Origin of the sequence: Streptomyces luteolus (genome assembly GCF_029968015.1) — a bacterium.
GTDB classification, from domain to species: Bacteria; Actinomycetota; Actinomycetes; order Streptomycetales; family Streptomycetaceae; genus Streptomyces; species Streptomyces luteolus.
On the sequence record NZ_JASCIS010000031.1, the window covers coordinates 42,210 to 63,719 of the forward strand.

14 protein-coding genes are annotated in these 21,510 nt (G+C 72.0%); 10 read left to right on the forward strand and 4 right to left on the reverse strand.

From position 1 onward, the window contains the following. Together xdhC and QIT00_RS26350 are read left to right on the forward strand one after the other, a co-directional pair. Positions 1-813: a xanthine dehydrogenase accessory protein XdhC gene (gene xdhC / locus QIT00_RS26345; protein WP_282537894.1), complete on the forward strand. Its 813-nt coding sequence runs from the start codon at positions 1-3 to the stop codon at positions 811-813. Between the two features lie 716 nt (positions 814-1,529). Then, positions 1,530-3,161 carry a serine hydrolase gene (locus QIT00_RS26350; protein WP_282537895.1) on the forward strand — a complete coding sequence of 544 codons (1,632 nt, stop codon included), beginning with the start codon at positions 1,530-1,532 and terminating at the stop codon, positions 3,159-3,161. Between the two features lie 116 nt (positions 3,162-3,277). On the opposite strand, the gene QIT00_RS26355 is transcribed toward QIT00_RS26350, so the two are convergent. The 4 genes from QIT00_RS26355 to QIT00_RS26370 form a co-directional block, all read right to left on the reverse strand. Next, positions 3,278-6,142 (reverse strand): NHLP bacteriocin export ABC transporter permease/ATPase subunit, encoded by a 2,865-nt coding sequence (locus tag QIT00_RS26355; protein WP_282537896.1) that lies wholly within the window; start codon positions 6,140-6,142, stop codon positions 3,278-3,280. Between the two features lies 1 nt (position 6,143). Beyond that, positions 6,144-8,429, reverse strand: a complete 2,286-nt coding sequence (locus QIT00_RS26360; RefSeq protein WP_282537897.1) for an NHLP family bacteriocin export ABC transporter peptidase/permease/ATPase subunit — start codon at positions 8,427-8,429, stop codon at positions 6,144-6,146. Further along, complete coding sequence (locus QIT00_RS26365; RefSeq protein WP_282537898.1) at positions 8,426-9,229, reverse strand: HlyD family efflux transporter periplasmic adaptor subunit; 804 nt, start codon at positions 9,227-9,229, stop codon at positions 8,426-8,428. The genes QIT00_RS26360 and QIT00_RS26365 overlap by 4 nt, the downstream gene beginning before the upstream one ends. Positions 9,230-9,339: 110 nt before the next feature. Further along, positions 9,340-9,567 (reverse strand): type A2 lantipeptide, encoded by a 228-nt coding sequence (locus QIT00_RS26370; RefSeq protein ID WP_282537899.1) that lies wholly within the window; start codon positions 9,565-9,567, stop codon positions 9,340-9,342. A 563-nt stretch (positions 9,568-10,130) separates the two neighbouring features. Between QIT00_RS26370 and QIT00_RS26375 the strand changes: the two genes are divergently transcribed. From QIT00_RS26375 to QIT00_RS26410, 8 genes are all read left to right on the forward strand, one after another. Next, positions 10,131-11,060, forward strand: coding sequence for a LysR family transcriptional regulator (locus QIT00_RS26375; protein ID WP_282537900.1), 930 nt, complete (start codon positions 10,131-10,133; stop codon positions 11,058-11,060). Between the two features lie 162 nt (positions 11,061-11,222). Then, complete coding sequence (locus QIT00_RS26380) at positions 11,223-12,602, forward strand: MFS transporter (RefSeq protein ID WP_282537901.1); 1,380 nt, start codon at positions 11,223-11,225, stop codon at positions 12,600-12,602. Next, positions 12,599-14,284, forward strand: a complete 1,686-nt coding sequence (locus tag QIT00_RS26385) for an acyl-CoA dehydrogenase family protein (RefSeq protein WP_282537902.1) — start codon at positions 12,599-12,601, stop codon at positions 14,282-14,284. Before QIT00_RS26380 ends, QIT00_RS26385 begins: the two co-directional genes overlap by 4 nt. Continuing rightward, positions 14,277-15,566 (forward strand): CaiB/BaiF CoA transferase family protein, encoded by a 1,290-nt coding sequence (locus QIT00_RS26390; RefSeq protein WP_282537903.1) that lies wholly within the window; start codon positions 14,277-14,279, stop codon positions 15,564-15,566. Before QIT00_RS26385 ends, QIT00_RS26390 begins: the two co-directional genes overlap by 8 nt. Before the next feature lie 195 nt (positions 15,567-15,761). Beyond that, on the forward strand, positions 15,762-16,943 hold the full coding sequence (locus tag QIT00_RS26395) for an acyl-CoA dehydrogenase family protein (RefSeq protein WP_282537904.1): 1,182 nt from the start codon (positions 15,762-15,764) through the stop codon (positions 16,941-16,943). A gap of 56 nt (positions 16,944-16,999) precedes the next feature. Next, positions 17,000-17,563, forward strand: coding sequence for a dihydrofolate reductase family protein (locus QIT00_RS26400; protein WP_282537905.1), 564 nt, complete (start codon positions 17,000-17,002; stop codon positions 17,561-17,563). A gap of 196 nt (positions 17,564-17,759) precedes the next feature. After that, entirely contained in the window at positions 17,760-20,678 is a 2,919-nt protein-coding gene (locus QIT00_RS26405; RefSeq protein ID WP_408909855.1) for an FAD-binding and (Fe-S)-binding domain-containing protein, read from the forward strand. A 91-nt stretch (positions 20,679-20,769) separates the two neighbouring features. Further along, a complete protein-coding gene (locus tag QIT00_RS26410) occupies positions 20,770-21,492 on the forward strand; it encodes a GntR family transcriptional regulator (protein ID WP_282537907.1) in 723 nt (240 codons plus the stop codon). The last annotated feature ends 18 nt before the right edge of the window (positions 21,493-21,510 follow it).

A 21,510-nucleotide genomic window follows, 5' to 3' on the forward strand; every position in this document is an offset into this window, starting at 1 on the left:
ATGGCCTGGGTCGCCGCGGTCGCGCGGTTGCGGGCACGCCGGGAGTCCGGCGTGCTCGTGACCGTCGTGACCGTGCGCGGCCACGCCCCGCGCGAGGCCGGAGCGAAGCTCGTCGTCGGACGGACCGGGGCCTGGGGCTCGATCGGCGGCGGCAACATCGAGGCCGTCGCGATCGACCGCGCCCGGGAGTTGATCGAAGCGGCCAAGTCGGAGCCCGAGTTGATCGACTTCGCCCTGAACGACAAGGTGACCAACCAGCACGGCGTGCAGTGCTGCGGCGGCACGGTCCAGGTGCTGCTCGAACCGCTGCCCGTGGTGCGGGCGGTGGCCGTCTTCGGCATCGGGCACGTCGGCCTGGAGCTGGCGCGCATCCTCGTACGCCAGGACCTCGATCTGCATCTGATCGACAGCCGCGCCGCCATGCTCACCGATGAGCGGCTCGGCGTCCTCGGGGACGCGGTGGCGCAGCTGCATGTGCATCACACGCCGCTGCTGCCCGAGGAGGTGCTGGAGGACCTGCCGCAGGGCACGCACGTCCTGATCATGACCCACGACCACGCCGAGGACGCCGCCCTGTGCGACGCCGCGCTGCGCAGCTCGCACCTCGGCTCCGTCGGCCTGATCGGTTCGGCGGCGAAGTGGGCGCGTTTCCGCAAGCGCCTGTCCACCGAGGGCGGCCACGACGACGCCGCCATCGACCGGATCAAGACGCCGATCGGCCTGCCCGACATCACCGGCAAGGACCCGTCGACGATCGCCGTGAGCGTGGCGGCGGATCTGCTGCGCACGTTCGAGGCGGCGGAGGAGGGCTGACACCGCCTCGGGCGGTGTCAGCCCCGGGTCGGCCCCGGTCAGCTCCGGGTCAGCTCCGGGTCGGCCCCGGTCAGCCCCGGGTCGGCCCCGGTCAGCCCCGGTCAGCCCCGGTCAGTTCCGGTCAGCCCCGGTCGGCCCGGTCACCCTCGATCCGCCTTCGTGCAGGTCGCCAGGGCCCCCGCCTCGTGGTGCGGGCGCCCGGCGGGGAGCCGTCAGCGACGCGGGACGGTTCGGCACGGCCTGCCGGAACGTCGGCCGATGGCTGCCGTCCTCGGCGCGCCAGGTGCCGAGGAAGCGCTCGCCGAGCCGCTTGTGGACGGTGCGCTGCTCGCCGAAGCCCTGCCCGGCATGCCAGTCGAGTGTCGTACGGCTGTTCCAGGTCTTCGTCGAGAACGCCGCCGACCGCCCGTCGCCCGCGACCCGGACCCGGTCCCAGCCGTCCCAGTCCTTGGAGACGTGGGTGTCCCAGGCACCGAACTCCCCGGTGCCGACGGCCGCGGCGGACTCCGTCGGCGGCTCACCGTCGCGACCCGGTGCCCGTCGCCCCAGCTCGACGACCGCCTCGTCGTCAGTCCTTCACGATTCGGGACGCGTCGGCCCCCGTCCCACACCCGGTGACACCGCCCACGGCCACGAGTGCCGCGGCGCCCCCCGACCCCTCACCCGAACGGCTCGCCAAGGGGACAGCCGCCGGGGCAGGACCTTCACTGGGAGGCATGGCTCGCCTCGACCAAGCGCCCGCCCGGCGCCTTCGCTCAGCCGCTGCCCTGGGCCTTGTCGGGGCCCTCGCCGTCGCGGGCTGCTCGGGCCTCGACAACACCGCGGCCCTCCGCGCGGCACCCACGCCGACCTCGGAGTTGTCCTCCGCGCCGCCCGCCCAGCCGCCCCCGAGCCTCACCCGGGACAAGGTCGACGCGGCTGTGGACCAGCTGGACGAGGTCGTCCAGGACGCCATGCGCAGGACCGGTGTGCCGGGCGTGGCCGTCGGTGTGGTCCATGACGACGAGGTGCTGTACCTGAAGGGCTTCGGGGAGCGGAAGGCCGGTGCGGAGGGGAAGGTCGGGGCCGACACCGTGTTCCAGCTCGCCTCGGTCTCCAAGCCGGTCGCCTCGACCGTGGTCGCCGCGGAGGTGGGGGGAAAGACCGTCGGCTGGGACGACCCGGTCGTCAAGTACAGCCCCGGCTTCACCCTCAAGGACCCCTGGGTCACCGACCACGTCACGCTCGCCGACCTGTTCTCGCACCGCAGCGGGCTGCCCGACCACGCCGGTGACCTCCTGGAAGACCTCGGCTACGACCGCTCGTACATCCTGGAGCATCTGAGGTACGAGCCGCTGGCCCCGTTCCGGGCGAGCTACGCGTACACCAACTTCGGGCTGACCGAGGCCGCGGTCGCCGTCGCGCGGGCGGCGGACACCAGCTGGGAGAAGCTGTCGGAGGACAAGCTGTACGGGCCGCTCGGCATGGACTCCACCAGCTCCACCTTCGCCGACTACGAGAAGGCCGAGAACAAGGCCGTCGCACACGTGAAGCAGGGTGACACCTGGAAGGCCGCGTACGTGCGGGACGCCGAGGCGCAGAGCCCGGCCGGCGGGGCCAGCTCCACCGTGCGGGACATGGCGAAGTGGCTGCGACTGCAGCTCGGCAACGGCAAGTTCGACGGCAAGCAGGTCGTCGACGGCGAGGCCCTGGCCGAGACGCATCTGCCGCACATCGTCTCCCAGCCGCCGCCCGCCCCCGCGGGCAGGACCGGGTTCTACGGCCTCGGCTGGAACGTCAGCTACGACGACCAGGGCAGGCTCAAGCTCGGCCACTCCGGTGCGTTCGAGCTGGGGGCGGCCACCAACGTGACGTTGCTGCCTTCGGAGAACCTCGGCATCGTCGTCCTCACCAACGGCTCACCCGTCGGCGTGCCCGAGTCGATCTCCAGCACGTTCCTCGACACCGCGCAGACGGGCGGGCCCACCGTCGACTGGCTGGCGTTCCTCGGCCCGCTCCTCCAGCAGTCGGCGGAGGGCGAACGCTCCGAGACCGACTACGCCAAGCCCCCGAAGGACGCGACCCCGGCCAAGGAGGACGACGCGTACACCGGTACGTACGCCAACGACTACTACGGCCCGATGACGGTCAGCGTGGAAGGCGACGAGCTCATCATGCAACTGGGCCCGAAGAAGCAGCGGTTCCGGCTTACGCACTACGACGGGGACACCTTCAGCTACAGCACTACGGGCGAGAACGCGGTGGGGTTGTCCGGCGTGACGTTCACGGTCGACGCCGAGGGGCGTGCGGAGAAGGTCCGGGTGGAGAACCTGGACGCGAACAAGCTGGGCACGTTCACGAGACAGTGAGCGTCGGCTGGATTGCTCCCCTCCCCGCCCCTTCCCGAAAGCCTGCGGCGCTTCGGGGGCCAGCCCCCGGACCCCCGCTCCTCAAACGCTGGAGGGGCTGGATTTGGCCCCCCGGGCTACTGCATCTGCCGCCGCACCAGCTCGTGCAACCGCCCGCCCGTGTCCGCCAACAGCTGGGCCGGTGGGCCCTGTTGGACGACGCGGCCCTCCGACATGACGATGACGCGGTCGGCGCCAAGGACCGTGGAGAGCCGGTGGGCGATCACGATGCGGGTGGCGTTCAGGGTGCGGGTGCTGTCCATGACCGTGCGCTGCGCCTCGTTGTCCAGGGCACTCGTCGCCTCGTCGAAGAAGAGGACGCGGGGGCGGCGGATCAGGGCCTGGGCGATCATCAGGCGCTGGCGCTGCCCCCCGGAGATCGCGCCGCCGCCGGAGATCATCGTGTGCAGCCCCATCGGCATCCGCTTGATGTCCTCGGCGAGGCCCGCCATCGCCGCCGCCTCCCAGGCCTCCTCCTGCGTGAACGACTCGGCTCCGCAGATGCAGTCCAGGATCGAACCGGTCAGCGGCTGGGCGTTCTGCAGCACCACACCGCACTGCCGGCGCACCGCCGACTGGTCGAGGGCCGCGAGGTCCTGACCGTCGTAGAGCACGCTCCCCGCGACCGGCTCGTCGAAGCCGATCAGCAGGCGCAGCAGCGTCGACTTGCCGCAGCCGCTCGGGCCGACCACGGCCACGAACTCGCCCGGCCTGATCGAGAGCGACACGTCGTCCAGGACCAGCGGACCGTCGTCGGAGTAGCGGAAGGAGACGCCGCGCGCCTCGATCCCGCCCTGCAGCTCGCCCGGCTGGGTGCTCCCGGCGCGCACCTCCGGGGCCTCGTCGAACACCGGCTTGATCTGCTCGAACATCGGCAGCACCGAGGCCGCCGAGAGCAGTGCTCCGGTGAGCTGCGTGACGGCCGTCAGGAGCATCGTCACGGCCGTGCTGAAGGTGAGGAACTCGGCCGCGGTCAGGCTGCCCCTCGCCGGTCCCGCGAGCAGCACGAACATGATGAGCGTGCAGAGCGGCAGATAGACGGAGTTGAGGACCGTCGTGACGTTCTTGATGCGGCCGGCCCGCTGCTGGAGCTCCCGGCTGCGCGCGAACTCCCCGGCCCAGGCCGCGTACGCGAAGCTCTCCGCCCCGGCGACGCGCAGCTTGGGCAGTCCGCGCAGGGTCTGGAACGCCTGGTTGTTCAGCTTGTTGGAGAGCTCCACCAGACGCCGCTGCCAGCGCAGTTCCCACAGCCCGAGGGTGAGGAACACGGCCGCGATGACGACGAGCATCCCCAGCGCGGCCAGGGCGAGCGGGACGCTGTAGAGCAGGAGCAGTACGACGTTCATCGCGCCGATCGAGGACGCCTGCAGGGCGACCGGGCCGATGCCCGACAGAACCCGCCGGATCGCGCTCACGCCCATCGCCGCACTCGCCAGCTCGCCCGTGGAGCGGGCGGAGAAGAAGCGTGTGGGCAGCCTCAACAGCCGGTCCCAGACCGCCGGTTGGAGGGCGCTCTCCATCCGGCCCTCCATCCGGAGGACGGTGAGGTTCTGCAACAGCATGAACGCCGCGGAGACGATGCTGGTGATCATGACGGCCACGGACACCTGGACGATCAGGCTCGTCTCGGCGTTCGGCACGAAGACACCGAGCACCTGCCCCGTGGCGATCGGCACGAGCGCGCCGACCACGACCGTCACCAGGGAGGCGAGCGCGAGATTGCGTACGTCGACGCCACTGCCGCGCAGACTGAACAGGGCGATCCGCCACGGCGTCAACGGCCGGTCCGGCAACGGCCGGTAGAGCATCACGGCCCGGGGCTCGAACTCGTCCGCGTTGGACTTGTCGACCCGGGTGCGCCGCCCCGACGTCGGGTGCACCGACTCGTAGCCGCCGCGCCGCCAGAGCAGCGCGACCGGAGTACCGCTCACGCGGTGCCCCACCAGTGGGCCCGCGTTCTCCCGCCACCAGCGGCCGTCGAGCCGCACGGCACGCGTACGGATCCGGGAGGCCACCGCGATCTGCTCCACCGGGTCGATCCGGTCGCTGACGGCGCCGCCCTCCACCGTGTCGGCCAGCGTGATGCCCGCCGCCTCGGCGACCAGACGACAGGCCGCGTACGTCGCGTCCCGGCCGCCGGCCGACTCCGTACGACGGGACGGACCCCGCCTGCCCGAGCGGCCGATCGAGGCGATCAGCGTGCGGTCGGCCTGCTCGCGGACGTTCTCGCCCGCCTTGATCCCGGCCGCCGTACGGTCCTCGTGGGCCCGCTCCAGGCGTTCGATCCAGCGGTCGAGCGCGGAAAGGAGCCGCCACTGCTGGTTGACCATCCGCTGCCACATCGCCGGGTCGACGAGCAGGTCGCCCGCCGCCTCGCCGCTGTAGGCCGCGCCGTACTGCACGCTGCCGGGCACGACCGGCATCCAGAGGATCTCGTCGTCGGCCACCACCTCGTCCCCGATGTTGCGGCCGTCTAGCGGCGCCTCGAAGAGGACCCGGTGGCCGCGTCCGATGCCGAGCGCGAAGGCGTGCTCCAGGAGGCTCAGCGCCTGGTCCTGGGTGTCGTACTGACTGGGGAACTGCTGCTCGTACGTCCAGGTGTCGCCGTAGTCCGCGCGGTACAGCTCGCGCAGCGGGATCCGGCGCAGCTCGCACCCGGCGAGGGGGCGGCCGACCAGGGTGTGCTGGGGGCCCTCGACCGGGCCCAGGAGCAGCGTGCCCGGTTCGAGACGGCCGAGGTAGTGCCAGTGGCCCTGCTGCACCGCGTCGACCGCGAACAGGTCGAGGGCGCCCGACACGACGAGCCACAGCACCTGCGGGCCCTCCAGGTGCACGCTGCGCAGGCCCGCGCAGTCGACCGGAGTGCCGAGCGCGCCGAACGCGGCGGCCACGGTGTCTTCGGCGCCGCCGGAGTACGCGTGCTGTTCCGGTACGGAGGTCACCTCAGTGCTCCTTGACCAGGTCGGCGTAGGCGCCGCCCGCGGCGACGAGGTCCTCGTGGCGGCCGCGCTCCACGATCTGGCCGTGGTCGAGCACGACGATCTCGTCGCTGTCGCGCACCGTGCTCAGCCGGTGGGCGATGACGACGCAGGCGCAGCCGCGGCGCCGCAGGTTGTCGATGACGGTCTGCTCGGTCTCGGCGTCCAGGGCGCTGGTCACCTCGTCGAGGACGAGGATGCTCGGGCGGCGCACCAGAGCCCGCGCGATCTCCAGGCGCTGCCGCTGGCCGCCGGAGAAGTTCCGGCCGTCCTGCTCGACCCGGCCCTGGATGCCGCCGGGCCTGCGGGCCACGATCTCGTACAGGCAGGCGTCCTTGAGGGCGGCGACCACGTCGTCGTCGGGGATCGACGGGTCCCACAGCGCGACGTTGTCGCGGACCGTGCCCTCGAAGAGGAAGACGTCCTGGTCGACGAAGGACACGGAGGCGGAGAGCGCTCCGCGCGGGATGTCCTCCAGGCGCTGCCCGTCGATGCGGATCGTGCCCTCCCACGGGCTGTAGAGCCCCGAGATGAGGCGCGAGACGGTCGACTTGCCGCTGCCCGAGCCGCCGACCAGGGCGACCTGCTGGCCGGGTCCCACCGTCAGCGTGAACCCGCTCAGGAGCGGCTTGTCGAGGGGGCTGTAGCCGAAGGTGATGTCGTCGAGGGCGACGTGCCCCTTCAACCGCCGTGTGCTGGCTGCCGGTTCGGGGCGCGTGTAGAGCGGGTCGACGGGGAAGTTCTCCACGTCCTTGAGGCGGGCCACGTCGGCGGCGAAGTCCTGGATGCGGCCCGCGACGCCGTTGAGGCGGGTGATCGGCGCGGTGAAGCGGGTCACGAGCGCCTGGAACGCGACGAGCAGGCCGATCGACAGATGCCCCTCGACCGCGCGCAGTCCGCCGATCCACAGGATCAGCGCGCTGTTCAGGGTCGCGAGCGCCGGCGCGACGATGCCGAGCCACGCGCTGGGCACACCGAGCTTCTGCTGCTCCTCCAGGGTGGTGGCGTGCTGCCCTGCCCAGCGCCGGAAGTAGCCGTCCTCGCCGCCGGTGGCCTTCATGGTCTCGATCAACTGCAGACCGGTGTACGAGGTGTTGGTGAGCTTGGCGCTGTCGGCCCGGAGCTTCTGGGTGCCGGTGGCGCGCAGCCGGATGACGATCCGCATCGCGACGACGTTCAGGAGGGCGATGCCGACGCCGACGAGGGTGAGCTGCGGATCGTACGTCCACAGCAGGGCCGCGTAGAGGAGCACGACGATGCCGTCGACGGCGGTGGCCGTCAGGTCGCGGGCCAGGGTCTCGGCGACCGCGTCGTTGGACGCCAGGCGCTGCACGAGGTCGGCGGGGCTGCGCTGGGCGTAGAACGTGACGGGCAGGCGGAGCAGATGGCGCAGGAACCGGGCGCTGCCCAGCGTGGAGGAGATGATGCGGCCGCGCAGCAGGTTGGCCTGCTGCAGCCAGGTCAGGACCACGGTGAGCGCCACCATCGCGCCCATCGACGCGAACAGAGCGCCGAGCAGCGAGGTCTGATGCTCGATCAGGAACAGGTCGATGTACGTCCGGCTGAGCGCGGGCAGCGCCGCCCCGACCGCCACGAGCAGCAGGCTGGCCAGGAGCGCCGCGAGCATCGTGCCCGTGGTGCCGCGAAGGCGGGCCGGCAGGGCCTTCATGACGCCGGGCCTGCGGCCGCCCGGGCGGAACTCCTCGCCGGGTTCGAGGACCAGGACGACGCCGGTGAAGCTGGTGTCGAAGTCCTCCTCGGGTATGAACCGGCGGCCCTTGTCCGGGTCGTTGATGTACACGCCCCGGCGGCCGAACCGGCGCCCCGCGCCGTCGTACACGACGTAGTGGTTGAACTCCCAGAACAGGATCGCGGGCGCCTTGACCTCGGCGAGCGCGGCGGGCTCCATCTGCATGCCCTTGGCCGTGAGGCCGTAACTGCGGGCCGCCTTAAGGACGTTGCTGGCGCGCGAGCCGTCGCGGGAGACACCGCAGGCGATGCGCAGCTCCTCAAGGGGGACATGCCGTCCGTGGTGGGCGAGGACCATCGCGAGAGCGGCGGCGCCGCACTCCACGGCCTCCATCTGCAGGACGGTGGGCGTACGGACCGTCTTCGGCCGCCTGCCCTTCGACGCCGGGCGCGGTGCCGCACGGCGCCCGCCGCGCCGTTGGGGCTCCGGGCGGTGCCTGCGCCGGCCGCCGGGGGGCGGCAGTTGCTGCTGGTGAGCCGGGGAGGGGTGCGGTGCGGTCACGGAAGCAGCCAATCGATCGGGCGCTGCTCCGCGAGGTGGAGGGCGCCGTCGGCCGGGGTCATGGAGTCGAGCGCGAAGGGCGGTCCGCCGGCGGCCGACCAGGCGAGGCCGGACTTGGTGCCCGACTTCTCCAGCTGTACAAGGACGGCCACGGGCGGCCCGCCGCGCGTGAACTGCCCGGCGAGTTCCTTGTCGCCGAGAAAGCCGGTGATGCGCTGTCGGCTCTGCGTGGCGCGTCCGACGGCCTTCACGCTGCCGCGCAGCGTCCCGTACTGCTCGGTGGGCACGGACTGCACGGTGAGGTCGACGGCGGCGCCGACGGGGACGGTGGCCGCGCTGTCGGCGGGTACGTAGAGCATGGCGACGAGCGGGTCGCCGGCCTTGGCCACCCGTTCCAGGGTCGCGACGTCGGCGCCGGTCGTGACGACGGTGCCGATCCTGGCGGAGAGCGCGCTGACGCGTCCGGCGGCGATCGCGCGCACGACCTTGTCGCCCTGCTGCGTACGGACGTTGAGCACGGGGTCGCCCGCGGCGAGGCGGTCGCCCTCCTCGGCGAGGACGCGGGTCACCTGACCGGTGACGGGGCTCTGCAGGACGTAACTGCCCTGTCCGTACGTGAGGATTCCGGGCGCCCGGAGTGTCGAGGTGACCGAGCCGGTGACGGCCCAGACGCTCGCCGCGGCCATGACGACGAGGGTGACGGCGAGGACGAGCAGGCCCTGCGGTCGGGCGTAGCGCACCGGTACGTCGAGTTCCTCGGGCGACTGCAGCTTGGACAGAGCCTGTTGGCGGAACTGCACGGAACGCTTCTTTCCTTACTGTGCCGGTGGCTGTGCCTGTGGCGACCGCAAGCCCCGGAACTGGATGTTCCGGGGCTCACGGATCAAGGGTGCCTCAATGAGTTCGAGACTCAGAGACCGGCGACCGTGCTGGTGGCCAGGCCCTGGAGGGGGGCCGTGTTCAGGCCGGTGGTGCCCTCGACGGTGCCCACGACGGTGCCGAGGGTGGAGGAGACCGGGGCGACCGAGTCGACGGTGTTCACGACGGTGCCGACGGCGGCGGCCGAGAGGCCGGCGGCGACGTTGTCGAGGTCGGCGTCGGCGAGCTCGGCGGTCTGGACCTGGGGGGTGTTGTTCATGGTGAAGCTGCCCTTCTCATGAGTGGTGCAAAGGTGTTTCCAGGGGCCCGCGGAACCAGGGATGTGAATTCCGCGGTGGCGAGGATCAAAGCACGTTGACGGCAGGTGCATCCAATCCCCGATGCGGCCGTCGATCACGGCCGCGGCATCGAATCACCGCTGCGTGCAGGCGGGTTCACCGCGTGGCGGCAGCTCCTTCACAACATTCACAGGGGGAAATGAGGGGCGCGGCACGACTCCGCCCAACAAATCGGACACCTGCCAGCTGAAGGCCACCGCATGTGGCCCATGCACGGAAATTCAGGGGCGACCACGGGCTGAATAGCGTGACCCTGATGCACATTCGATGTGCAGGTTTACTGAAGGCGTGCTGAATCGGTTCCGAAGCGGACACAGGGGCTAATAGCCCGTCAGGTCATGCCCGGTCCTGACCTGCCCGGCACCGGCCGTGACCCACCGTGGCGCGGCCGCGACCCGCGGGTGGTGGCACCGGGCCCCGCGGGAGGTGCGCCCGCGACCCGCACGAGGTACGCCCGCGACCCGCAGATGGCATCGTCGGGGGAGTGGAGCTACGTCACCTTTCCGGATTCGTCGCCGTCGCCGAGGAGCTGCACTTCGGCCGTGCCGCCGAACGCCTGCACATCGCGCAGTCACCGCTGAGCCAGCAGATCCGGCTGCTCGAACGGGACCTCGGGGTCCGGCTGTTCGACCGGACGACCAGGTCCGTGCGGCTCACCAGCGCCGGGCGCGCGCTGCTCGAACCCGCCCGGCATCTGCTCGCCGAGGCCTCGGCCGTCCGCCGGACCGTGCTCGCGGCACACCTCGGCGAGGTCGGCCGCGTCACCCTCGGCTTCGCGGGTGCCAGCAGTTACTCCGCCCTGCCGGTCCTCACGCGCGCGGTCACCTCCGAACTCCCCGGCATCGAACTGGTCCTGGAGGGCCAGACGTACACCGGTGAGGCCCTGGGCCGGATCGCCGACGGATCCCTGGACATCGGTTTCGTGGCGCTGCCGGTGCGGCGCGGCATCAGCGCACGCGTCGTACGGGTGGAGCGGCTGCTGCTCGCGCTGCCGGACAGCCATCCGCTCGCCGAGCGCACCGAGGTCGCCATCGCGGAGCTGGCGCGTGAGCCGTTCGTGACGTTCCCGCAGGCCCGCGGGTCCGCCGTGCGCGAGGCCATGGTGCAGGCCTGCCACGAGGCCGGGTTCGCCCCGCGGATCGCCCAGGAGGCACCCGACTCGTACAACCTGCTCGCCCTGGTCGGCGCGGGTGTGGGGCTCGCGGTGGTGGTCAGCTCGGCGCGCAACATCCAGCTGGAGCACGTCGTGTTCCGCCCGCTCGCCGGGGACGACGTGCCTGTGCTGCCCATCGCGCTCGGCTGGCGCACCGGCGACTCGTCCGCGGCCCTTGCGGCGGTGCTGCGGGTGGCCGAGCAAGTGCTGCCCACTCCGGCGGAGTTCGAGGGAACGGCCGAGGGCCAGGGGACCGCGTGACTATGACGGATGACGTCTCAGTGGGCGCCCTGATTGGTCTTGGACACCTCCTAATCGGCCGGTGCAGAGTGGCCCACGTCTCGCGACGGAGCGGGGACCGGCCGCTCGGCCCCCGCCCATGGCTTCCGTAGCGGGATCTGCCGCTACGAGAGGACGCTCGTCATGCAGCAAGAGACCCCGGAGAAGGGCACCCCAGCCCAGAGCAGCCCTGGGGAGGACACCTCCGAGGCCCCGCCGCCCACCGCCCGCGACGCCAGACGCGCCGGGATCACCGCATTCGTCGGCACCACCATCGAGTGGTTCGACTTCTACATCTACGGCGCGGCCTCCGCGCTCGTCCTCGGCAAGATCTTCTTCACCGGTATCCCGCCCGCCGTCAGCACCCTCGCGGCCTTCGCCACCTTCTGGGTCGGCTTCCTCGCCCGGCCGCTCGGCGGCCTGATCTTCGGACACTTCGGCGACCGCTACGGCCGCAAGAAGGCCCTGGTCACCACCCTCACCATGATGGGCACGGCCACCTTCTGCGTCGGACTGCTCCCCGGATACGCCGAGATCGGCGTCGCCGCCCCGATCCTGCTCGTCGTCCTGCGCATGGTCCAGGGCGTCGCCATGGGCGGCGAGTGGGGCGGCGCGGTGCTCATCGCCACCGAGTACGCCCCGCCGAAACGCAAGCTGCTCTACGGGGCCTTCGCCCAGCAGGGCTCCCCGGTCGGGAACCTGCTCGCGACACTCGCCTTCCTCGGCATCGCCCAACTCCCGGACGCCGAGTTCGAGGCCTGGGGCTGGCGCGTCCCGTTCCTCGCCTCCGCCGTGCTCGTGATCGTCGGCCTGTTCATCCGGTTGCGGCTCGCCGAGACCCCCGAGATGCTGGCCGCCCTGAAGCGCAGGCAGACCACCAGGCTGCCCATCAAGGACGTGCTCACCCGCTATCCGCTGCTCGTCGTCCTCGGCGTGTTCGCCGGTACGGCAGGCGTCGCGATCACGTATGTGAAGACCACGTTCGCGCTCTCCTGGGCCACCACCGACCTCGACTTCGACCGCACCAGCTTCCTCACCGTCATCTCCCTCGCCCTCGTCGTCCAGGTCGTCGTCCAGCCCTTCGGCGCCGTCCTCGCGACCAAGTGGCCGGTGAAGAAGGCCGTGTTGTGGATGCTGATCCCCGAATTCGCCCTGCTGCCGCTGATGTTCCTGCTCGTCGGCACCGGAGACTTCTGGCTCGCCGCGCTCGGCATGGCCCTGGCGACCTTCCCGCACGCCATGTACTACGCGGCCCTCGCGGGCATCCTCGCCCGCGTCTTCCCCGTCGAGGTCCGCTACACCGGCATGTCCCTCTCGTACCAGCTCTGCACGACGCTCTTCGCCGGGACCGCGCCGGTCTTCGCGCAGTACCTGCTCACCACCTCCGGCTCGATCTGGCCGGTCGTCGCACTCGGCCTCGGCTACACCGCGGTGACCCTCGCCGGCGTCATGCCCCTGCTCACCCGTACCGCCGGGCAGCCCGAGGCGATCCCGTCCCGCACTCGTCAGGAGACACGTCCATGAACTACGCCGACCAGGACCCGGCGCTGCGCCCGCTCCTCGACCGGATCCTGTCCGCCGAGGACCGCGCCCGCGTCGAGCCGCTGCTCACCGAACTGGGCGCGCTCGCCGCCGGGGAGCTCGACCGGCAGGCCGCCCTCGCCGACGCCAACCCGCCCAAGCTGCGCCCGTACACGCCGGACGGCGAACGCGTCGACGCGATCGAGTACCACCCGGCGCACGACCGCGTCGCCTCGATCGCGTACGAGCGGTTCGGCCTCGCCGCGATGTCCCACCGGACCGGCGTCCACGGCTGGCCCACCACCGTCCCGCACACCGTCAAGTACGCGCTCTCCTACCTGTACGTCCAGTCCGAGTTCGGCATGGCCTGCCCGCTGTCGATGACCGACTCGGCCGCCCGCATCCTGGGCCTCTTCGACCCGGAGCGGTACGCCGACGAGATCGCCGCCCTGTCCTCCACCGACCCCCAACACCGCGTCACCGGCGCGATGTTCATGACCGAGAAGCAGGGCGGCACCGACGTCGGCCGCACGGAGACCGCCGCCACCGACCACGGCACGCACTGGACGCTCACCGGCCAGAAGTGGTTCGCCTCCAACCCGGCCGCCGAAGTGGTCCTCACTCTCGCCCGGGTTCCGGGGCAGGGCGAGGGCACCCGCGGACTCGGCATGTTCCTCGTGCCACGCCTTCGCCCGGACGGCAGCCGCAACTCCGTCCGCGTCGACCGCCTCAAGGACAAGCTCGGCTCCCGCTCCATCGCGAGCGGGGAGGTCACCCTCGAAGAGGCGTACGCGACCCCGGTCGGTCAACTCGGCCGCGGATTCCGGCAGATGGCCGAGATGGTCAACGTCTCCCGCCTCTCCAACGCCATGCGCGCCACCGCCCTCATGCGGCGCGCCGTCCGCGAGTCCGTCGACCACACCCGCACCCGCGAGGTCTTCGGCAAGCCGCTCTTCGAGCAGCCCCTGATGCGGGCCACGCTGCTGCCGCTGCTCGTCGACGCCGAGGCCGCGCTCGGGCTCGTCCTCGAAGCGGCCGCCCGCCTGACCGAGGCCGACCAGGGGTCCGCCGCCGCCCGTGACCTGATCCGGGTCCTCACCCCGCTCGCCAAGCACACGCTGTGCAAGCGCGCCCGTACCGTCACCGGCGAGGCGATGGAGATCCGCGGCGGCAACGGCTACATCGAGGACTGGGTCAACCCGCGCCTGCTGCGCGACGCGCACCTCGGCTCCATCTGGGAGGGCTCCTCCAACGTCATCGCCCTCGACGTGCTGCGCTGCATGCGCCGCCAGAACACCCACCACACCCTCGCCGACACCTACGGCCCCTCGGCCACGGGCCGCCTCGCCGACCGCTGGAAACTGCTCCGCGAGAAGGGCGACGCACTCCTCCAACTCCCCCCGGACGAGCAGGAGATGAGGATCGGCCGGTACGCGGACGAGCTCACCCGCGCCGTGATGGCCACGCTCCTCTTCGAGCAGGCCGATCACGAGGCCGCCACGACCGGCAACGGGCGTACCCTCCTGGTCGCCCAGGCCCACCTCGCCCTGATGGACGACCCGGACGCGCTGCCCCGCACCGCCCTCGACCACCTCGCCGAACTGGCCGACGGGGGCATGGTGCCCCTCGGAGCCGTCCCCGACCAGGTGTCCGGCCCGCACGCCCCGGAGGCCCGCCGTGACTGAACCCGCTGTCGCCCCCCTCGCCGGCATCAAGGTCGTCGACCTGTCCAAGATCCTGGCCGGGCCGTACGTCACGATGTCCCTCGCCGACCTCGGCGCCGACGTCGTCAAGGTCGAACACCCCGAAGGCGGCGACCCCACGCGTTCCTGGGGCCCGCCCTTCAACGGCCCCGACGCCACGTACTACCTGGCCGCCAACCGCAACAAGCGCTCGGTGACCCTGGACCTCAAGTCGCCCGAGGGCCAGGAGGCCGTCCACCGGATGCTCGCGAGCGCCGACGTCGTCGTGGAGAACTTCCGCCCCGGCAGCACCCTCGCCCGCACCTTCAACTACCAGGAGCTGTCCGAGCGTTACCCCCGTCTCGTCCTCCTGCACATCTCCGCCTTCGGCGACCACGGCCCGCTGCGCGACGAGCCCGGCTACGACATGGTCGCCCAGGCCGCCGCGGGCCTGATGTCGCTCACCGGCGAGCCGGACGGCCCGCCCGTCAAGGCCGGATACGCGATGGGGGACCTCGGCGCGGCACTCTTCGGCATCATCGGGGTCACCTCCGCCCTCGTCGAACGCGAGCGCACCGGCCGCGGCCAGTACGTCACCACCTCCCTCTACGAGTCCCAGCTCGCCCTGCACATCAACTGGGCCACCGGCTACTTCGCCACCGGACAGCGCCCGGGCCGCCTGGGCTCAGGGCACCCCAGCCTCGTCCCTTACCAGGCCTACCCGGCCGCCGACGGCCACTTCGTCATCGCCGTGGGCAACGACGGGCTCTTCCGCCGCCTCTGCACGGCCCTCGGCCACGCCGAATGGGCCGACGACCCGCGCTTCGCCACCAACCGCGACCGGGTCACCCACCGCACCGCCCTCAACGCCAAGCTCGAATCCGTCCTCGTCGACCAGCCCGTCGCCCACTGGTGCGACCTGCTGAAGAGCGAAGGCGTGCCCGTGACCCCGATCCGTACCCTCGACGAGGTCTACGACTGCCCGCAGACCGAGGCGCTCGGCATGGTCCAGAAGGTCGACCACCCCGACGTCGGAGCACTGCGGCAGGTCGCCTTCCCCGTCACCTTCCGCGGCCTGCGCCCGTCCGTGCGCACCGCACCGCCCACCCTCGGCCAGCACAGCCACGACGTCCTGGCCGAACTCGGCTACAGCGACGCCGAGATCGGCCGACTGCTAGGGGGGCGTCTCGCCGATCTTTGCGGGCCCGCGACGCCCCCAGGCACGCTCCCCCAACCTCCGGCCGGGGGGACCCCCACTCGCCGCACCGAACAAAGGCCCAAGTAGCTCCTTCCCCAAGCTCTCGGCTCCGCTCGAGCAGGGGAGGCCCCAATCGAGGACCTTCGCCCGGCACGCTGAGAGCACGCTCCCCCAAGCTCTCGGCTTCGCTCGAGCAGGGGGGACCCCCATGACGCCGCGGTCTGATCCGCAAACATCGGCGAGACGCCCCCCAGACCACCCGCACGCCCAAGGAGACTGACCATGCCGATCCCCGCCCTCGACGCCGCCGACCCGCTCGGCCTGGAGTCCCTCCTCACCGACACCGAGCGGGCCGTCCGCGACACCGTCCGCCAGTACCTCACCGACAAGGTGCAACCCCACATCGCCGACTGGTTCGAACGGGGCGAGCTGCCCCACCTGCCCCAACTCGCCCGGGACCTTGGCGAGTTGGGCCTGCTCGGTATGCACCTCGACGGGTACGGATGCGCGGGCATGTCCGCCCTCGCGTACGGGGTCGCCTGCCGCGAGCTGGAGGCCTGTGACTCCGGCCTTCGGTCCTTCGTCTCCGTCCAGGGCTCGCTCGCCATGTTCGCGATCCACCGTTTCGGCTCCGAGGAGCAGAAGCAGGAGTGGCTGCCGCGCATGGCCGCGGGAGAGGCCATCGGCTGCTTCGGCCTGACCGAACCCGACCACGGCTCGGACCCCTCGTCGATGCGTACGCGCGCCCGGCGCGAGGGCGGGGACTGGATCCTCGACGGCCGCAAGATGTGGATCACCAACGGCTCGGTGGCGGCGGTGGCCGTGGTCTGGGCGCGGACGGAGGACGGCGTGCGCGGCTTCGTCGTACCGACCGACTCCGCCGGGTTCTCCGCGTCGGAGATCAAGCACAAGATGTCGCTGCGGGCCAGTGTGACCAGCGAACTGGTCCTGGACGGCGTGCGGTTGCCCGCCTCCGCCATGCTGCCCGAGGCGCGCGGTGTCGCCGCCCCGCTCACCTGCCTCAACGAGGCGCGGTACGGCATCGTCTGGGGCGCCACCGGCGCGGCCCGCTCGGCCTGGCAGGCCGCCGCCGACTACGCGGCACAGCGCGAGCAGTTCGGCAAGCCGCTCGCGGGCTTCCAGCTCACCCAGCAGAAGCTGGTCGACATGGCCGTGGAGTGGCACAAGTCGACCCTGCTCGCGCTGCGGCTCGCCGACCTGAAGGACTCCGCTGCGGACGTCCACCCGGCGCAGATCAGCTTCGGCAAGCTGAACAACGTACGCGAGGCCCTGGAGATCTGCCGTACGGCCCGGACCATCCTCGGCGCCAACGGCATCTCGCTCGAATACCCGGTCATCCGACACATGAACAACCTGGAGTCTGTCCTCACCTACGAGGGCACCACCGAGATGCACACCCTCGCCCTCGGGCACGCCCTCACGGGGCACGCGGCGTTCCGCTGATCCGGGCGGCGCCCGCCCTACCGTCGGTGAAGTCCACTGACGAGGAAGGGCTTCGCATGCGCAGCGTCACGTACTCGATGGGTGTCTCGCTCGACGGCCGCATCACCGCGCCGGACGGCGGCCTCGACTGGGGGGAGCCCGACGAGGAGGTCTTCCGCTTCGTCACCGACGAGATCCGGAGCGTCGGCGTCCACCTGATGGGGCGGCGCCTCTACGAGACGATGCTGTATTGGGAGACCGCCGGCCAGGACCCGACGCTCGACGCCGCGAACCGCACCTGGACCGAGCTGTGGACGGCGCTCCCCAAGGTGGTGTTCTCCCGGACCCTGACATCGGTTCGGGGCAACGCCCGTCTGGCCACCGGCAGCGTGGCGGAGGAGATCGAGAGGCTGCGGGCCGAGCCGGGGGAGGGCGCCATCGCCCTCGGCGGCGCGACCCTCGCCGCCGAGGCGGCCACGGCGGACCTGATCGACGAGTACCGGATGCGGGTCTCCCCGGTACTCCTCGGCGGCGGCCTGCCGTTCTTCCCGCAGGTCGAGCGGCGCGTGAACCTGGAACTCGTGGAGAACCGCACATTCGGTTCGCAGGTGGTCTTTCTGCGGTACCGGGTGGTGCGGTAGTTGCATGCAACTCATGGTTTGCGGTGCTCGCTGTCGTGCTCGACGCCTCCCGGGATGGGTTGCTGAGGTGGGAGTGGCGCACAGAAGCCGCCTTTTGGGGTGCCGTCGGGGTCGATTCGCCAGAGGTTGCATGTAACATCGCGCCCCAGGGTGCACCCGGCACCCCTCGCCGCGCGTGACCTTGGAGTTGATGCACATGCCGGGCTCGGGACAGCAGACGGCCGCAAGCCCTGCCGAAGCCCTGCACACCGCCGTGGCCCGGCTGCGGGCCGAGGTCGGCGGTGAGGTGGACGACACGGTGCGCAGAAGGGCCGAGTACTCCACCGACGCCTCCAACTACCGCGTCGTACCGGGCGTCGTCGTCGCGCCTCGGGACGCGGACGACGTGCTGGCCGCCGTGGCGGTCGCGCGGGAGACCGGAGTGCCGCTCACCTCGCGCGGCGGCGGCACCTCGATCGCCGGGAACGCCATCGGCACCGGCATCGTCCTCGACTTCTCCCGGCACCTGAACCGGATCGAGGCCGTCGACCCGGAGGCCCGCACCGCGCGCGTGCAGCCCGGTGTCGTCCTCTCCGACCTGCAGCGCGCCGCCGGGAAGCACGGGCTGCGGTTCGGCCCCGACCCGTCCACGCACACCCGCGCCACCCTCGGCGGCATGATCGGCAACAACGCCTGCGGTCCGCACGCCGTCGCCTACGGCAAGACCGCCGACAACGTCGCCTCGCTGACCGTCGTCGACGGCACCGGGCGCCAGTACACCGCAGGCCGGGGGCTCGATCCGATACCCGGGCTCGACGCGCTCGTCGGCTCGCAACTAGCCCTCCTGCGCACCGAGTTCGGCCGCTTCGCCCGGCAGGCGTCCGGCTACTCGCTGGAACATCTGCTGCCCGAGAAGGGGGCGCATCTGGCGCGCGCCCTGGTCGGCACCGAGGGCACCGCCGCCGTCCTGCTCGACGCCGAGGTCGACCTGGTCCCGGTCGCGCCCGCACGCGTCCTCGTGGTGCTCGGCTACCCGGACATGCCGGCGGCCGCCGACGCCGTACCCGCCCTCCTCGGCCACCACCCCCTCGCGGTGGAGGGCCTGGACGCCCGGCTGGTCGACGTGGTCCGCCGCCACCACGGATCCGGCCGCGTACCGCCCCTGCCGAAGGGCGCGGGCTGGCTGATGATCGAGGTCGGCGGCGCGGACACCGCCGAGGCGCTGCGGACCGGCGAAGCCATCGCCGCCGACGCCCAGGCCCTGGACCACACCGTCTTCCCCGCGGGCCCGGCCGCCACCGCGATGTGGCGCATCCGCGAGGACGGCGCGGGCCTGGCCGGCCGCACCGCCGAGGGCAGGCAGGCGTGGCCCGGCTGGGAGGACGCCGCCGTACCCCCCGAGCACCTGGGCGCCTACCTGCGCGAGTTCGAGACCCTGATGGACGGCTACGACGTCACCGGCCTGCCGTACGGGCACTTCGGGGACGGTTGCATCCACGTACGCATCGACCTGCCGCTGGAGGATGGGGGCACCTCCCGCTCGAGCGGAGCCGAGAGTGGGGGAGGCGAGGTGATGCGGGACTTCCTGCACGACGCCGCGCGCCTCGTCGCCTCGTACGGCGGCTCCCTGTCCGGCGAGCACGGGGACGGGCGCGCCCGCAGCGGCCTCCTCCCGCTGATGTACTCGGCCGAAGCCCTCGACCTCATGGGCCGGTTCAAGGCCCTCTTCGACCCCGACCGGGTGCTCAACCCCGGCGTCCTGGTCGACCCCCGGCCCGTCGACGCCGACCTGCGACGACCTGCCGCGCCGAGCCTGCCGCTGCGCCGGGGACTCCAACTCGCCGAGGACAGCGGCGACTTCGCCAAGGCCGTGCACCGCTGTACGGGCGTCGGCAAGTGCCGTGCCGACAACAGCGCGTCGGGCGGGTTCATGTGCCCCTCGTACCAGGCCACCCACGACGAGAAGGACTCCACCCGCGGACGCGCGCGCGTACTGCAGGAAATGGTCAACGGGACGCTGGTGGAGGGAGGTTGGCGCGCTCCCGAGGTCCAGGAGTCGCTCGACCTGTGCCTGTCGTGCAAGGCGTGCGCCAGCGACTGTCCGGCGGGCGTCGACATGGCCGCGTACAAGTCGCAGGCCCTGCACGAGAGGTACCGGGGGCGGCTGCGTCCCCGTACGCACTACACCCTCGGCCGGCTGCCCGCCTGGCTGCGCCTGCTCGGCCGCACCGGCCGCCTCGGGCCCGCACTCGCCAACGCCCTGACCCGCGTACGCCCCCTCGCCCGGCCGCTGCTGCGCCTGGCCGGGATCGACCCGCGGCGCGGCGTGCCGCGCTTCGCGAGCGAGACGTTCAGCCGGGGGTGGCGCCGCGAGCAGCGCGTGGTGGCGGGGGCCGATGCGCCCCGCGTCGTGCTCTGGGCGGACTCCTTCTCCGACGTGCTCAGCCCGAGCGTGCCCCAGGCCGCCGCACGTCTGCTCGGCGACGCCGGATTCGACGTGACCGTGCCCGAGCGGTCCGCCTGCTGCGGCCTCACCTGGATCAGCACCGGCCAACTCGACGGCGCCCGCGCCCGGTTGACGGACCTGCTCGACGTCCTCGCCCCGCACGCCGAAGCCGGGCACCTGATCGTCGGCCTGGAGCCCTCGTGCACGGCGGTGCTCCGCTCCGACCTCCTTGAGCTGTGCGGCGACGACCCCCGCGCACGACAGGTGGCCGACGCCACGCGCACCCTGGCCGAACTCCTCACCGACCACCTGCCCCAGCACTCCACCTGGACGCCACCCGACCTGAACGGCGTGACCGCCGTCGTCCAGCCGCACTGCCACCAGCACGCCGTCCTCGGCTTCGACGCCGACCGGCGACTCCTCGCCGCGGCCGGGGTCACCGTGCGGGAACTCGCCGGATGCTGCGGCCTCGCGGGCAACTTCGGCATGGAGCAGGGGCACTACGACGTGTCCGTCGCGGTCGCCGAGAACTCCTTGCTGCCCGCGCTCCGCGAGGCGGGCGCCGAGACCGTGCTCCTCGCGGACGGCTTCTCCTGCCGCACGCAGGCCGCCGATCTGGCGGGGGCGCGCGGCGTGCACCTCGCGGAGCTGCTGCACCGCAAGGGAGCCGGTGCCGCCGAGGAGCGCTGAGAGGCCTGCGCGCCGCCGGCGGATACGGTGTGCCGAGGACGTGGGACGGAGTGGCCGTCCGTACGCGAGGAGGGGCAGGCGGGACGGGGACGTGGTGGAGCGGCCGGAGCAGACGGAGAGCGTGCCGAGCAAGACCGACCAGCTGGCGGTCGTGATCCGCGACGCCATCCGCCGGGGCGAGTTGGCGGGCGGCGCCCTGTACTCCGCGCAGGAGTTGGGGCAGCGGTTCGGGGTGTCCCGTACGCCGGTCCGTGAGGCCCTGCTGCGGCTCGCGGACGCGGGGCTCGTCACCATCGAGAAGAACCGCGGCGTACGCATCGCCACCGCCAGTGAGTCCGACCTCGCGGAGATCTTCACGCTGCGGCTGCTCCTGGAGCCCCCGGCTGCCCGCCGCGCCGCCGCGCGCATGTCGCCCGACGAACTCCACCGGATGGACACGGCACTCCAGGAGATGCGCGACACCGCGGAGGACGTGGAGGCGTTCTACGCGGCCGACCACCGCTTCCACCAGGCGATCCTGCACGGCAGCGGGAACAGCCGGCTCGCCGGTCAGGTCGCCAACCTGCGCGACGCCATCACCTTGCAGGGCCGTCGCACCATTCCGGGCCGGCGCGAGGCCCGGCAGGTCATCGCCGAACACGAGCGGATCGCCCGCGCCATCACGGCCCGCGCCCCCTCCGGCGCGGCCCACGCGATGCGACAGCACCTGCTCAACTCCGCCGAACTCCTCGTCGGCGACGAGGAGTCGGTCGGCTACCTGGACTGGCAGGAGTGGGTGGGCGGCGGTTGCTGCGGGCCTACGGAAGGCGCCTGACGGGCAGAGGCCCGAGTC

Coding starts and splice junctions, on each gene's coding strand:
- xdhC (WP_282537894.1), top strand. CDS start 1: ATGGCCTGGGTCGCCGCGGTCGCGCGGTTGCGGGCACGCCGGGAGTCC.
- QIT00_RS26350 (WP_282537895.1), top strand. CDS start 1,530: ATGGCTCGCCTCGACCAAGCGCCCGCCCGGCGCCTTCGCTCAGCCGCT.
- QIT00_RS26370 (WP_282537899.1), bottom strand. CDS start 9,567: ATGAACAACACCCCCCAGGTCCAGACCGCCGAGCTCGCCGACGCCGAC.
- QIT00_RS26380 (WP_282537901.1), top strand. CDS start 11,223: ATGCAGCAAGAGACCCCGGAGAAGGGCACCCCAGCCCAGAGCAGCCCT.
- QIT00_RS26385 (WP_282537902.1), top strand. CDS start 12,599: ATGAACTACGCCGACCAGGACCCGGCGCTGCGCCCGCTCCTCGACCGG.
- QIT00_RS26395 (WP_282537904.1), top strand. CDS start 15,762: ATGCCGATCCCCGCCCTCGACGCCGCCGACCCGCTCGGCCTGGAGTCC.
- QIT00_RS26400 (WP_282537905.1), top strand. CDS start 17,000: ATGCGCAGCGTCACGTACTCGATGGGTGTCTCGCTCGACGGCCGCATC.
- QIT00_RS26405 (WP_408909855.1), top strand. CDS start 17,760: ATGCCGGGCTCGGGACAGCAGACGGCCGCAAGCCCTGCCGAAGCCCTG.